The 14,180-nt window shown below is 68.3% G+C and carries 13 protein-coding genes; 7 read left to right on the plus strand and 6 right to left on the minus strand.

Annotated elements, in window-relative coordinates; all coding sequences use genetic code 11:
- Window positions 1-23 precede the first annotated feature (23 nt).
- Window positions 24-1,592 carry an NAD(P)-binding domain-containing protein gene (locus ABZ016_RS32450; protein WP_356920268.1) on the plus strand — a complete coding sequence of 523 codons (1,569 nt, stop codon included), beginning with the start codon at window positions 24-26 and terminating at the stop codon, window positions 1,590-1,592.
- 89 nt (window positions 1,593-1,681) lie between these two features.
- Here ABZ016_RS32450 and ABZ016_RS32455 read toward each other — a convergent pair whose 3' ends face one another.
- Window positions 1,682-3,304, minus strand: coding sequence for an AMP-binding protein (locus ABZ016_RS32455; protein WP_356920269.1), 1,623 nt, complete (start codon window positions 3,302-3,304; stop codon window positions 1,682-1,684).
- Window positions 3,305-3,424: 120 nt separating this feature from the next.
- Between ABZ016_RS32455 and ABZ016_RS32460 the strand changes: the two genes are divergently transcribed.
- The 6 genes from ABZ016_RS32460 (at window position 3,425) to ABZ016_RS32485 (ending at window position 9,116) form a co-directional block, all read left to right on the plus strand.
- Window positions 3,425-4,192, plus strand: coding sequence for an alpha/beta fold hydrolase (locus tag ABZ016_RS32460; protein WP_356920270.1), 768 nt, complete (start codon window positions 3,425-3,427; stop codon window positions 4,190-4,192).
- Window positions 4,189-4,935, plus strand: coding sequence for an SDR family oxidoreductase (locus tag ABZ016_RS32465; RefSeq protein ID WP_356920271.1), 747 nt, complete (start codon window positions 4,189-4,191; stop codon window positions 4,933-4,935). The genes ABZ016_RS32460 and ABZ016_RS32465 overlap by 4 nt, the downstream gene beginning before the upstream one ends.
- A gap of 50 nt (window positions 4,936-4,985) precedes the next feature.
- Window positions 4,986-6,239 (plus strand): pyridoxal phosphate-dependent aminotransferase, encoded by a 1,254-nt coding sequence (locus tag ABZ016_RS32470; RefSeq protein ID WP_356920272.1) that lies wholly within the window; start codon window positions 4,986-4,988, stop codon window positions 6,237-6,239.
- Between the two features lie 66 nt (window positions 6,240-6,305).
- Window positions 6,306-7,865 carry a tryptophan halogenase family protein gene (locus tag ABZ016_RS32475; RefSeq protein ID WP_356920273.1) on the plus strand — a complete coding sequence of 520 codons (1,560 nt, stop codon included), beginning with the start codon at window positions 6,306-6,308 and terminating at the stop codon, window positions 7,863-7,865.
- A 100-nt stretch (window positions 7,866-7,965) separates the two neighbouring features.
- Window positions 7,966-8,433, plus strand: coding sequence for a flavin reductase family protein (locus ABZ016_RS32480; RefSeq protein ID WP_356920274.1), 468 nt, complete (start codon window positions 7,966-7,968; stop codon window positions 8,431-8,433).
- Between the two features lie 197 nt (window positions 8,434-8,630).
- Window positions 8,631-9,116 carry a helix-turn-helix domain-containing protein gene (locus tag ABZ016_RS32485; RefSeq protein ID WP_356920275.1) on the plus strand — a complete coding sequence of 162 codons (486 nt, stop codon included), beginning with the start codon at window positions 8,631-8,633 and terminating at the stop codon, window positions 9,114-9,116.
- A gap of 95 nt (window positions 9,117-9,211) precedes the next feature.
- Here ABZ016_RS32485 and ABZ016_RS32490 read toward each other — a convergent pair whose 3' ends face one another.
- From ABZ016_RS32490 to ABZ016_RS32510, 5 genes are read right to left on the minus strand one after another with little or no spacing between them, the layout of a single operon-like run.
- Window positions 9,212-10,516: an aminotransferase class III-fold pyridoxal phosphate-dependent enzyme gene (locus tag ABZ016_RS32490; RefSeq protein ID WP_356920276.1), complete on the minus strand. Its 1,305-nt coding sequence runs from the start codon at window positions 10,514-10,516 to the stop codon at window positions 9,212-9,214.
- Window positions 10,517-10,539: 23 nt separating this feature from the next.
- Window positions 10,540-11,550, minus strand: a complete 1,011-nt coding sequence (locus ABZ016_RS32495) for a ketoacyl-ACP synthase III family protein (protein WP_356920277.1) — start codon at window positions 11,548-11,550, stop codon at window positions 10,540-10,542.
- Between the two features lie 23 nt (window positions 11,551-11,573).
- Complete coding sequence (locus ABZ016_RS32500) at window positions 11,574-13,142, minus strand: amino acid adenylation domain-containing protein (protein ID WP_356920278.1); 1,569 nt, start codon at window positions 13,140-13,142, stop codon at window positions 11,574-11,576.
- On the minus strand, window positions 13,135-13,890 hold the full coding sequence (locus tag ABZ016_RS32505; protein ID WP_356920279.1) for an alpha/beta fold hydrolase: 756 nt from the start codon (window positions 13,888-13,890) through the stop codon (window positions 13,135-13,137). The genes ABZ016_RS32500 and ABZ016_RS32505 overlap by 8 nt, the downstream gene beginning before the upstream one ends.
- Before the next feature lie 10 nt (window positions 13,891-13,900).
- Window positions 13,901-14,176 carry a phosphopantetheine-binding protein gene (locus tag ABZ016_RS32510; RefSeq protein ID WP_356920280.1) on the minus strand — a complete coding sequence of 92 codons (276 nt, stop codon included), beginning with the start codon at window positions 14,174-14,176 and terminating at the stop codon, window positions 13,901-13,903.
- Window positions 14,177-14,180: the final 4 nt, after the last annotated feature.

The raw sequence follows: 14,180 nt of genomic DNA on the forward strand, positions 1-14,180 counted from the left end.
ACGACCGAAGTCGAGAGGTAACGATGAGGAAGAACGTCTGTGTCATCGGTGCGGGTCCATCGGGCCTGGTCGCGGTGAAGGAGCTGCTGGACGAAGGCCATTCGGTCACCTGCTTCGAGCGCAGCACCGAGATCGGCGGAGTGTTCCGGTCCGGAGTCGGCGCCGACGAAGCCGGGGCCTATGACTCGACGATGCTGACCATCTCCAACTACATGATGACCTTCTCCAGCTTCCCGCCGCCGGAGAACCAGGAGCGACGGTTTTGGTCGGCCGGCGAATACCGCCAGTACCTGCTCGACTTCACCGAGAAATTCCACCTCGGCCCCACCATTCAGGGCGGGACCGATGTGCTGAGCATCTCGAAGAACGACGACGGCGGATACACCGTCGAGGTGGCACCGACGGACGACCCCGGGAAGAGGGTCGCGCATCGGTTCGACGCGGTGGTCGTCTCCACGGGAACCCATCGGGTCCCGAACTACATCGACCTTCCCGGGCAGGAGGACTTCGCCGGCGAGATCGTGCACTCGGCCCACTACCGGAACGCCGAAAGATTCCGCGGAAGGCGGGTCCTGTGCATAGGGATCGGCGAGACGGCAGCGGACGTCGTGAACGAGATCGCCCAGGTGGCCGAGAGTTGCACGCTGTCGGTGCGTCGCTACCAGCCCATCGTCGAGAGGTACCCCGGAGGCGGGGCGCACACGAACGACGCCTACACCTCACACCTGCTGCATTCGGTGCCCCTGGCGGCCGCCGGCGCGTTCATGCGATTCGGCATGCGGCGGAACAAGAGCCGGGGCCGGACGGGCGCCGCCAAGGCCGTGGCAGCGTGGAACTCGAAGAACCGGCACTTCTTCCACCACTTCCTGACCAAGAACGAGGCGTTCATCCACCGGATCGTCGACGGCAGCCTGTCCGTCAACGCCACGGGTATCGAACGCCTCGGCAAGGATTACGTCCTCTTCAAGGACGGCCGCCGGGAAGAGATCGACACGATCATGCTGAACACGGGCTATGTCGAGGACTTCGGCATCCTGAAGGATGCCGACATCACCGATGTGCGCAGACTGTACAAGCACATGATCCATCCGGCCCTCGGTACCGACGTCGTCTTCATCGGGTGGGCGCGGCCGGCCGCCGGCGGCGTTCCGGCCTGCTCCGAGATGCAGAGCCGGTACTTCGCCCTCCTGTGCAGCGGCAAGCTGAAGCTGCCGGACCCCGTTCGGCTCCAGGGGCTCATCGAGCGGCAGGCGTCGTACGAGAACGAGGTCTTCCACGGCAATCCCCAGCTGCGGACCCTGGTCCACTACAACCACTACATGATCGATTTTGCGAAGGTGATCGGATGCTCCCCGTGGCGTCCGGCCGTCTTCCTGAATCCGCGGCTTGCCTACAGGCTGTGGGTCGGGTCCCAGATGCCCCACATCTACCGGCTGTTCGGTCCGCACAGCGATCACCGAACGGCGCGTAAGGCGATCATGGGCGTACCGACGGCGTTCGGGGCCCCACAGGCGCTCGCGATCCTGACGGTCAGCGGTGTGTCGCGGGTACTGATAGCAATGGGCCTGATGAAGCCGGATCCGAAGTACTGATCCGGATGAGGGACGACCGATGAGCCCCGGTCGACTCTGCCCTGAGGCAGGTCGATCGGGGCTCGTCCGGTCCGGCGCGCGGGCCGGCGCTAGACCGCCTGGCGCTCGCGGTGTGTGGCCTTCAGCGCGTTCTTGTCGACCTTGCCGACCGGAGTACGCGGAAGCTCGGGTACGACGATCAGCTCGTCCGGCAGCTTGTAGGAGGCCAGCCCGCGACCGCGGATGTGCTCCCTGATGGTGCGCAACGAGATCGGCGCCGCCGTCTCCGCGTCGCCGCGGAGAACGACGAATACACAGACGCGCTCGTCGAGGTCACCGTCCGGGATGCCCACCACGGCGGTGTCCAGGACCAGAGGGTGGGTCAGGACGTGGCCCTCCACCTCCTCCGCCGACACCTTCTCGCCCAAATGGTGGATGATGTCCTTCAGCCGGCCCTCGATGACGACGTTGCCGTCCTCGGTCATCCGGGCCAGGTCGCCGGTGCGATAGAAGCCGTCGTCGGTGAAGGACCGGCGGTTGTGTTCCGGCGCGGCGAAGTAGCCGCGGATCGTGTAGGGACCGCGAGTGAGCAGTTCGCCGGTCTCACCGGTGACGACGTCCTTGTCGTCGGTGTCCACGATCCTGATCTCGTCGTCCGGGGACACCGCCCTGCCCTCGGTGCCGAACACGACGGCCGGCGGATCGTCGAGGCGCGTGTGAGTGATCAGTCCCTCACCGATGCCGTACACGTTCAGGATCCGGCACCCCAGACTCTCGCTCACCCGCTTCGCCGCGGCAGGTCCGAACTTCGAGCTGCCGACCTGGATGGTCATGCCGCTCATGTCGACCGGAGCGGAGCGAGCCGCTTCCGCCCACAGCAGGGCCAGGGCGGGCACCAGCGTCGTGAGGGTGACGCCCTCCTGTTCGATCAGCGGAAACACGTGGTCGGGACTGGGGTTGGCGGCCAGTACGGCCTTCCCGCCGAGGAGCAGGGCGCCCAGCGCGCCGGGGCAGCCGAGGGCGGCGTTGTGCGGCACGGGGTTCGCGGCGAGGTAGACGCCGCTGTCGTCGAACTGGACGACCTGCGCGCAGGCGGAGACGTTGTACGCGTAGTCGTCGTGGGTCCGGGGAATCAGCTTCGGCACACCCGTGGTCCCGCCCGACAGCAGCAGCAGCGCCACCTCGGACGAGTCGACCGGCGGCAGTTCGCGTACTCCGGAACGGGCCAGCTCGTGCAGCGGTGTGAACTCGCCCGCCTCGCCCGCGATCACGACATGCCGAAGACCGGGCGCGTCGCGGCGGACCTCACGGGCCAGCGCGCGGAAGTCGAACCCTTGCAGCCGGTCCGGGCCGACGTAGGCCACCGCGTCCGACGAGCGCACCAGGTGGAGGATCTCGTCGCGGCGGTGGCCGGGCAGTGCCATCACCGGGATCGCGCCGATGCTGAAACAGGCCAGGATGGTGGACAGGAACGCGATCCTGTTCGGCAGATGCACCACCACCCGGTCGTGGCGGCCGATGCCGAGATCGAGCAGACCGGACGCGACGCGGTCGGCCTCTTCGAGCAACTCCGCGTAGGTGACCCGGCCGGTGGCGTCCACGGCGGCGATCTTGTCCGGGTGGCGTGCGGCGCGGTCGGTCACGAGCTGCCGCAGCGAGAGACCGCGCCAGTAGCCGGCGCGGCGGTAGCGATCCGCGTATTCGGGTGGCCAGGGGACGAACCCGTCCAGCATGTGTCCTCCTAGGTTGCGACGCCTTCAGGTTCGGACAGCAGGCCGTGGGCCGCGTCGGGCCCGACAGAGCTTTGACAGATTGCCGTGGGCGGGGCGCGGGTTCGGGTGAAGCTCGGAGGCGTGATTGGCATAAGAACGCGTGACCGGGGCTGGTTGCGTCCTCTCAACGGTGTGGAGAGCCCGGCCGTCCGGCTGGTCTGCTTTCCCCATTCCGGCGGTTCGGCGGCGACCTTTCGTGCCTGGTCACCGGCGATGCCCAAGGAGGCGTCGCTGCTGGCTGTGCAGTACCCGGGTCACGCCGACCGGATCGCCGAAGCACCTGCGGACAGCGTCGCCGAGATCGGATCGCACGTCGCCGAGGAGCTGTTGCGGCTGGATCCGGCTCCTTGCGCCTTGTTCGGACACAGCCTGGGCGCCCTGGTCGCGTACGAGACGGCGAGAGCCCTGCAGTCGAGCGGCAGTGCCGCGCGCTGGCTCTTCGTGTCGGGTTCGCCCGCCCCCCGGCTGGCCGGCGGCGGCACCACGCACCGGGCCGGCGACGAAGAACTGTGGGGCGCCCTGCGGGATCTCGGCGGGATCGACGCCGACGTCGCCGACAACGCCGAGCTCCGCGAGCTGCTGCTGCCGGTGCTCCGTTCGGACATCACCCTCAACGAGACCTACCGGCCGGCGAAGGACGCCGCACCGCTGCACTGCCAGGTGCGCGGCTACTACACCACCGGGGACCCGCTGGTGAACGGAGCGCAGCTCGACGCCTGGGCCGGCGTGAGCACCGGGCGGTTCGGAGTGCGGGCCTGGCCCGGTGGGCACTTCTGGTTCCTCGCGGACCCGACCGAGCTGATCGGCGACATCCGCGCGGTTCTGGCGGAGAGCGAGGTGCTCCGATGACGCTCGACGGAAAGTCCGTGGTGGTCACCGGCGCGGCCACCGGTATCGGCCGGGGAATCGCGGAATGCGTGCTGAAGGCGGGCGCCCGCGTCACGATCGTCGGGCGTCGTGAGGAGCCTCTGCGCGACCTCGCGGAGCGGTACGGAAGCGCCGTCGCGGTGGTGGCTCAGGACGTCGCCGCACCAGGCGCCGCGGAACGGATCGTCGCGGTGGCGACCGATGCCTTCGGCAGGCTGGACGCCGTGGTCAACAACGCGGGTCTGGCCCGGTTCGGCCGGCTCGACGCCATCGACCCCGCCTTGTTCGAGGCGATGTTCGCCGTCAACGTCCGCGCGCCGGCCGAACTGATCCGCTGCGCGCTGCCGCAGCTGCGGTCCCACTGCGGCAGCGTCGTCAACATCTCGTCGGTCGGTGGTGCGCTGTCCATGCCCGGCCGCGCCTTCTACGGTGCGACCAAGGCGGCCCTCAACAGCCTCACACGTTCGCTGGCGAGGGAGCTCGCACCCGACGTACGCGTGAACGCCATCATGCCCGGCCCGGTGGACACACCGATGTGGAACGAGACCGGACTGGACGAAGCGGACACCCAGCACATGCGCGTCGATCTTCTCGCGTCGACTCCGATGGGGCGGTTCGGCGACGGCACGGAGATCGGCCGGTGGGTGTGCTCGCTGCTGGACCCGGAACTGTCGGGCTGGGTGACGGGAGCACTGATACCCGTCGACGGCGGCCGCACAGCGTGACGCCTCTTGTGACTCCCCGGAACTCTCAACGTAGCGAAGGTGGTACGAGCGTGAGTCCAGACATCCTCTCCGTCGCCGGATCCGTTCCGTCGTCGTGTCTGCACCGCATTTACCGAGCAGCGGAGGCACGAGAGGAGGAGGCCGTCGATGTGGTGAAGCTGCACGTCGGCGATCCCTATTTCGACCCCGCCGACAACGTCGCCGACGCGTTCGTCGACGCCGTACGGCGCGGCGACACCAAGTACACCGGCGTGGAGGGCCTGCCCGAGCTGCGCGTGGCTTTGGTGGACAAGCTTCGAACGGACAACGGGGTGGACACTGCGGTGTCCCGGCTGCTGATCTCGCCCGGTTCGTGCCAGGGCCTGGCCGCTCTGCTGCAGTCGCTGGCCGAGCCCGGAGCCGAGATCCTTCTGCCGGAACTGCACTGGCCCGTCCATCTGCAGCAGAGTCTGCTCGCCGGCTTCCGGCCGGTGCTCTACTCGCTCGGCGACGATTTCCGGCCCGACCCCGAGACGATCGCGGCCGCCGCGACGCCGCGCACCCGGGTTCTGCTGATCAACTCGCCGGCCAACCCGACCGGCGTCGTCCTGGACCGCGACGAACTCGGCGCCCTGCTGGAGCTGGCGCGCAGCCGGGGCTGGCACGTCATCAGCGACGAGGCGTACGAGCATTTCCTCTACGACAGCGAGCACGTCTCGACGGCTTCGCTCGAACGTGACGTCCCGGTGGCCGAGCGCATCGTGCACAGCGTCTTCAGCTTCTCCAAGAGCTTCGCGATGACCGGCTACCGGCTGGGCTACATCGCGCTGGCCAACGACCGGGCCGCCGACGTCATGAAGGTCGCCCAGGAGGCCAACATCATCGGCACGTCGACCCCGGTGCAGTACGCGGGCATCGCCGCACTCGACAGCCGGGCCGAGGCGACGGCGCTCAACCGCAAGCTGGTGCAGCGGAACCGGGACGTGGCGTTGTCGCCGCTGGTCCAGGCCGGACTGCTGCGTGAACTGCCCGCCGGCGGGTGGTACTCGATGCTCGACGTGGCCCGGACCGGGCTGGACGCCGAGACGTTCGCGACCCGGCTGCTGGAGAGCAAGGGCGTCGCGGTCGTGCCCGGCAACGGGTTCGCCCTGCGCCCCGACGTCGACGATCAGGGGCGGATCCGTTCGCACGACTACGCTCCCTGGGCGCGGCATCTGGTCCGGGTCGCGTTCTGTGTGGACCCGGCGGCGCTCGACACCGGGGTGCGCAAGATCCTGGAATTCGTCGACGAATGCGGCGACAGCGGCGCCCCTTCCGCCGCATAAGCCGAAACCGGCGGTGTACGAGGTCCCTTTCCGGAAGTCGGGTCAGTAGGAAAGAAGTGAGGATTCATGGCCAAGAGTGTTGTCATCGTCGGTGGCGGGACCGCGGGCTGGATGACGGCGGCGTATCTGAAAGCGACATTCGGCGATCGGCTCGCGGTAACCCTTGTCGAGTCCAAGAACGTTCCCACGGTCGGTGTGGGTGAAGCTTCCTTCAGTACCATCCGGCACTACTTCGCCTATCTCGGCCTCGCCGAGACCGACTGGATGCCGGAGTGTCACGGCACCTACAAGCTGGGGATCCGCTACGACAACTGGCGGGCCCAGGGGCATCACTTCTACCACCCGTTCGAGCGGCCGCGGACGGTGGAGGGCGTGTCCCTTGCGGACTGGTGGCTGCACAAGCGGCCCAGCGCGGACTACGACAGGGACTGCTCGCTGATCGCCGCGCTCTGCGAGGCCAACCGCTCGCCCCGCCGGCTGGAGGGCAGCCTGTTGGGGCTCGACGCCGGCGAGCGCGAGGCGGGGCGCTCCACCATGGCCGAACAGACCACCCAGTTCCCCTACGCGTACCAGTTCGACGCCACGCTGCTGGCCAGGTTCCTCACCCGGTACGGAACCGATCGTGGAGTCCGGCACGTGCTGGACGACGTGGTCGGCACCGAGGTGGACGAGCGCGGTTTCATCACGCGGGTGCGCACGAAGGAGAGCGGCGACCTGACGGGCGACCTCTTCATCGACTGCACCGGGTTCCGCAGCATGCTGCTCAACAAGCGGCTCGAGGTGCCGTTCCTCTCCTATCAGGACACCCTGCCGAACGACAGCGCGGTCGCTCTGCGCGTGCCGATGGAGATGTCCGATCAGGGAATGGGTCCGTACACCAGGGCCAGCGCGCAGGACGCCGGCTGGATCTGGACGATCCCGCTGTTCGGCCGGATCGGCACGGGTTACGTGTACGCCAGCGACTACTGCACCCCCGAGGAGGCCGAGCGCACGCTCCGCGCGTACGTGGGCCCCGCGGCGAAGGACCTGACCGCCAACCACATCCGGATGCGGATCGGCCGGAGCGAGAACTCCTGGGTGAACAACTGCGTCGCCATCGGCCTGTCCAGCGGGTTCGTCGAGCCGCTCGAATCGACGGGTATCTTCTTCATCCAGAACGCGATCGAACAGCTGGTGAAGCATTTCCCCGGCGGGCGCGACGACGATCAGCTGCGCAAGTCCTACAACCGGCAAGTGGCCAACGTCATGGATGGCGTGCGGGAGTTCCTCGTGCTGCACTACGTCGCGGCCAAGCGCGCCGACAACGAGTACTGGCGGGATGCCAAGACGCGTGCCATGCCGGACGCACTGGCCGAGCGCATCGAGCAGTGGAAGGTGAAGCTGCCCGACCCGGACACCATCTTCCCCTACTACCACGGGTTCGAGCCCTATTCCTACACCGCCATGATTCTCGGCCTCGGTGGTCTCGACGTACGTTCGCTGCCCGGCCTGGCGATGATGGACGACGTCGCCGCGACCAAGGAACTGGCCCTGATCCGCGACCAGGCCGCCTCACTGGTCGAGCAGTTGCCGAGCCACTCGGAGTACCTGGCACACGTCCACAGGCTGAAGGACATGCGTTCCTAGTCGGCTGCGCGGCCGAGCGAGGAGGTAGCAAGCCATGCCGAATCCCGTCACTGGCACGGTAGCGCGAGCACCGGTCGACCAGGCCACGTTCCGCTCTCTCATGACGACGCACCCGGCCGGTGTCGCCATCGTGACGACTGCCGGACCGGACGGCCGGCCGTGGGGCATGACGTGCTCGTCGCTGTGCAGCGTCACTCTGCAGCCGCCGACCTTGCTGGTGTGCCTGCGCGGCGAAAGCCCGACGCTGGCGGCGCTGCTGGAGGCGTCGGCGTTCGCCGTCAACCTGCTGCACGACCGGGCCGCCCCCGTGGCCGATCTCTTCGCCTCCGGCTCCCCGGACCGATTCGACAAGGTCGAATGGGTCCCGGAACCGGAATCCGGGCTGCCGCACCTGATCGAGGACGCCCACACGATCGCGGACTGCCACGTCAGCGAGACACGGCCCGTCGGAGACCACGTCGTGGTCTTCGGGGAAGCGATCCAGGTGGAGACACGGGCGAACCAGTCGTCGAGCCCGCTGCTGTACGGGTTGCGGCAGTACGGGTCATTGAAGGTTCATTCCGGTTGAGGACGAGCCGAGGCCCCTGTTCCTCGACTGCCGCAGGGAAAGCGGCAGTTCGGCGAACAGGAGCCTTTCGGCTTCCCCGGGCCACGCCTCCGTCTTACCCGTTTCTTTCCGGTAGCCCTTCTCGGCGGGCTCGATGACACAGACTCGGGCACCGGACCGTTCCGGGAGACCATTCCGGCCGACGATGGGAGCTGACGGTGAGCAAGGCACGCATTCCCGACTGCCCGCTGGCACGCACGGTCGAGACCATCGGCCACTGGTGGACTCTGGAGATCCTGCACGAGGTCTTCGACGGCTGCACCGGGTTCGAATCGATCCGCCGGAATCTGGCTCTGTCTGCGGATGTGCTCGCGGAGCGGATGGACCACCTGACGGCGAAGGGCCTCCTCGAGAGTGAGGCCGGCGCCGAGGATTCCGGCGACCGGGAGTACCGTCCGACCGCTCGGGGCCGTGCACTGCGTCCGCTCATCCTGGTCATGGCGGCCTATGGGAATCACCAACTGGCCCCGGAGGACCGGAGCCTCGTCCTGGTCGACGTCGAAACGGGCGTGGCCGCGGACCCGGTCGTGGTGGACCGGCTCACCGGCCGCCCGTTGGACACCGCTGATTTCGCCTTCGCCCGCGGCCCCAAGGCCGGCACAGCGATCGCCGCCCGCTATCCGCAGATCCCGGAACGGCACTGACGCGCCCAGGGTGGTCGTGCGGAAACGACCGTCACCGGTGGTGTCCCTTCGAGGACACCACCGGTGACGGTCGTCGGTGCGGGCCGGACGGACCCTCAGGAGGCGGCGGTCGGCCCCAGCGTGGACACGACGCTCGCGAAGGTCTGCGCGGCGAAGTCCGCTTCCTCCGTGGTCATCGTCAGCGGAGGCATCAGCACGACCGTGTCGGGCGTGTAGTGGATCAGCAGGCCCTCGCGCCGGCACGCCGACTCGAGATCGCTCCGGGCCCGCATCGAGAGCGGATGGCCGTCCTGGTCCAGGAGGTCGATCCCCACGTACGCGCCGACGACCCGGACGCCCCCGAACGCGGGCGTCCCCTTGAGCAGGTCGTTCAGCCGGTCGCCCAGGAGCCGCCCGAGCACCCGGCCGTGCACCACCAGGTCTTCGGCGGCGAACGCGCGGAGTGTGGCCAGCGCCGCGGCGCAGGCCACCGGGTGGCCGTCCGTGGTCGACTGGTGCGCGAACACCGTGCTGCTGCTGTCGAATGCCTGGTAGATCCGCTCCGTGGCCAAAAGGGCACCCAGGGCCGAGTAGCCGGCGGTGATGCCCTTCGCGAGGCACATGATGTCCGGCGAGACTCCGGAGATCTCGGCCGCGAACATCTCCCCCATCCGCCCGTACCCCGTGAACGCCTCGTCGAAGATCAGCAGGATGTCATTCTTCGTGCAGTACTCGCGTGCGGCTCGCAGGTACGTGTCGGGGAGAGGCTGCCCGTTCCGGCCCTTCACCGGCTCGACGATCAGCGCCGCGATGCGCTCCGGCCCCAGCTCGTCCAGCTGCGCGGCGAGCCCGTCGCCGGAGTCGTCAGTCGGCTCCGGAATGTGGTGGAACCCCTCCGGCATCGGACCGAAGGCCCAGTGCATCATGCGCTGCCCGCTCGCCGCCATGGCCGCCATCGGAGTGCCGTGGTAGCTGTCGCGGAGACCCACGACGAGGCGCTTGTCGCGCCGGCCGTTGTTCCGGTGGTAGGAGCGGCTCATCATGATCGCGCTCTCGACCGCCGCTCCGCCCGTATGGCAGAACCGCACCCGGTCGAGGCCGGAGGGGGCCACGGCGGTGAGTTCCTGCGCCAGGTCGACGACCACGGGGGCCGGCAGCTCCCACCGCACCGCGCAGACGTACGGCAGCTCGCGCGCCTGGCGGCTCATCGCCTCCACGACGTCGGCACGGCCGTAGCCGAGCACCATGTTGCCGACCCCCGCGCGGGCGTCGAGGGCCCGACGTCCCGAGGCGTCGATCAGCCAGGACCCCTCGCCCCTGACCCACAGGTCCTGCGGCCCGTTCCGGTCGAGGATCGTCGAGGTGGGCACCGTCCCGTGCCAGAGGGCGTACGTGTCGCGGTCCCACGTGCTCGGCGTCATGGCCGTGCCTCCCCGTCTCCGCGCTACTTCTCGGGCGCCTGGACCACGGCGCACGTGAACGTGTATCCGCCGGTGCCCTGGATGATCATTCCGTACTGGCCCGGGTCGAGGCTCTCCTCGATGGCCACCAGGTTCCCGAGGAGGTCGCCGGCGCCGAGGCAGCCGGTGTCGTACTCGAGGTAGCGGTGGTTCGGGCCGATCAGTTCGGCGAGGGCGGGCTTGAACATGCCTTCGCGCATGGTCCGGGTGAGACGCGGCAGAGCGATACTGCTGAGGTCCTCGGACTCGATCCCGGCCGTGCGCAGTGCCCGTCGGACGAGGTCGTGGATCTTGGGAACGGCGAGCTTGACCATCTCCGCCGCCGCACCGGACTCCCTGAACTCCTTGTTGGCGGGCCGGAGGCTGATCGGAGTGCCGTGCCCCAGCGGAACGGAGGTGAACTCGGCGCTCCCGCGCATCTGGACTTCCCACTCGGTGTCCGTGACCATTTCCAGCGCACGGAGGTGGAGGAAGTCCTCGCCCTCTCCGGTACGGCCGAGCAGGACCGCGGTCGCCGAGTCCGAGTAGGCCGCGTCGTCGTCGGTCGACCACCGGTCGAAGCCCGGTCCGGCGAACCGGTCTCCGCTGGTGACGAGGACCGAACTCGTCCCGGGAGTGGCGACCAGCCACTTGGCCGCTATCTGCAGCGCCACGGCGCCGCCGTTGCAGAGCTGCTGGACGTTGATGGGAAGCCCGTCGATGATCCCGGCCTGGTGGGCGATGTAGTGCGCCGGCGACCACATGTCGAAGCCCTGGTGGTAGCTGAAGGCATGGACCAGGGAGGCGACGGAGTTCGGCTCGACTCCGCTCTTCTCCAGGGTGCTGTCCGCGGCCAGCGCGGCCATCTGGGGCGGGGCGACGTCGTCCGGGGCGACGTACAGTTCCGAGACGCCGATGCGCTCGAGGTCCGCCTCGGTGACACCCTCCGCGGGGCCTTCCTTGCCCGGCGGAAGCCAGAGGGTCGCCGCCTTGATGCTCAGCCCGGTCGCAGTCACTGGATCGTGCCCTTCTCTCGTCCTCATTCAGGGGTTCCGCGGCCGGCAAGGAGTGCCTTTCGGTCCACCTTGCCCGAGCCCGTCAGCGGCAGGCTGTCGCGCACGTGAATCTCTCCGGGCACCATGTAGCGGGGAACCTTGGTGACCAGGTGGTCGTGGCATGCCTGGGGTGTGCAGTCGGCGTCGGCCGGCACGACGAAGGCCACCACGACCTTCTCGCCGGATTCCTTCTCGATCGTGGTGACGTGGCTCTGCTTGACGTACGGCACCTCGTTCATGAAGTGCGTGATCTCGCCGAGTTCGATCCGGAAGCCGTTGACCTTCACCTGGTCGTCCAGCCGGCCCTGGAAGACGACATTGCCGTCCTCCCGGCAGAAGCCGCGGTCTCCGGTGTGGTAGAGCACGATCTTCTCGCCGTCGATCTCGTACTCGACGTACTTCTTCTTCGTCAGCTCGTCCATGCCGAGATAGCCCGGCGACAGCCCGGGGCCGGCCAGGCACACCTCGCCGACCTCGCCGGGCGCGCACAGCACGCCGTCCGAGACGATGTACATCGACGTGTTCTGGATGGGCAGGCCGATCGGCAGGGCGGATTCGCCCTGGACCGAAGACCGGACGGGATAGTACGTGGCAAACACGGAACACTCGGTGGGCCCGTAGACGCTGACGACCTTTCCGTCCCCGTAGTGCTTCCGGGCCCTTTCGATGTGCCCCAGGGAATGTGCCTCGCCGCCGGTCAGAATCGTCTGCACGCTGTCGAGCGTGCCCGGGGCCTCGTCCACGATGACGTTGAAGAGAGCCGTCGTGATGAAGAGCGCCGTGACGCCGTTCCGCTCCACGAGCCGCTTCAGCTCCGAAAGCCGGACGTAGTCCGACGGGTAGAGCACGCACGTCCCGCCGTTGAGCAGCGCCCCCCAGATCTCGAAGGCCGCGGCGTCGAAGAACACCGACGCCAGCTGCGGGATGACGGCGTTCTCGTCGAGGGAGACGAAAAGGGGGTCGGTCACCAGGCGGGTGACGCCCCGGTGCCGGATCGGAACGCCCTTGGGGGTCCCGGTCGATCCCGACGTGAAGACGATGTAGGCGAGGGAGTCCGGATCGACCCGCAGGGAAGGGTTCTCCTCGCCGGCGTCCAGCGCCGCCAGGTCGACGGGCACCACTCGCAACTGTGCGAAGCGTGCCGCCAGTTCGCCGGGCGCGTCGGTCAGCAGGGCCGTACAGCCGGTCCGGCCGAGGATGCCGTTCAGACGATCGTCCGGCCACGCGCGGTCGACGGGAAGGTACGTGGCGCCGCACTTGATGATCGCCAGCATGGCGACGATCAGCTCCGGCGAACGCTTGATGGACAGTCCCACGACGTGGCCGGGCTCCACCCCGCCCGCGCGGAGCCGCCCGCTCAGGCTGTTCGCCAGGCCGTTGAGCTCGCGGTACGTGAAGGTGCGCTCCTGGTGGACGACCGCGACGGCCTCGGGACGACGGGCGGCGGCGGCCTCGAAGAGCTCCTTCAGGCTCTCCTCGGGGTACGCGGCATCGGTCCCGTTGATCTTCCGATGAATAGAGAGAGCCTCTTCCGAGAGGGCGATCTTATCCATCCACATTCCCCAGACGTGTGTTGACGATTCTTGTTACGTGTTCCGGGTGGCTGTCCACGAAGAAGTGTCCGCCGGGAACTTCGACCAGCTCGCACTGCCGCGTGGTGAATTTCTGCCAGCCGCGCATGGTTTCCCAGCTGTCAATCGCATCGTCCAGGCTGTATAGGGCGGTGATGGGCACGTCCACACCCGAGGTGTGCCGGTCACCCCATATCTCGGCGAGCCGGATCTCGCTCCGTACGGTCGGCAGGAGCAGGCGCAGCAGCTTCTCCTGCTCGAACAGCTCCGCCGGCGTGCCTCCCATGCCGGCCACCGCACCGCGGAAATCGCTCTCCGTCATCTGATGCATGTACGGGCGCCGTTGCGGCGAGTCCGGGCTCCGGCAGCCGGAGATGAACAGCCGGCTCGTCTTTCCCGGGTACGCGGCGGGCGTCCGGTGGGCCAGCTCGTAGGCCAGCCGGCCACCGAAGCTGTGACCGTAGAAGGCGTGGCGGCGGTCCAGGTAGAGCGAGAGTGCTTCGAAGACGTCGTCCACCAAGGGCTGCCACTGCTCGTAGCGCGCTTCCTTGAGGCGGCGTCCCCGGCCGGGCAGCACCACGCACAGCACCTCGATGTCGTCCGCGATCCCGTCGCACCAGGCGCGGAAGGTCTCGGGACTCCCGCCCGCGTAGGGAAAGCAGATCAACGTGCCGGCGGGCTCTGCCACCGCCTTGAGCGTCATCACCCACTTGTCGTCCGCCGCCGCCACGCCCACTCCGCTAGTCCGACACCGAGTCGGCGTGCTTGGTGTTCCGCTGGATGCTGGCCACGATCTCTGTGACCTTGCTCGTGGTGAACAGCTCGTCCGCGGGAAGCGAGTCGTCGCCGAACTCTCGCTCCGCGCGCTCGATCAGCTTCACCGCGGTCAGCGAGGTGCCGCCGGCCTCGAAGAAGTCGTCCGTGCCGTCCGTGACGCGCAGGCCGAGCTGCTTGCACTCGTCGATGACCCAGGCCTGCAGGGCCTCCGGCGCCATACGGTTGTCCGTCTCGCTCATCGTT

Origin of the sequence: Streptomyces sp. NPDC006372 (assembly GCF_040612515.1) — a bacterium.
Classification (GTDB): domain Bacteria; phylum Actinomycetota; class Actinomycetes; order Streptomycetales; family Streptomycetaceae; genus Streptomyces.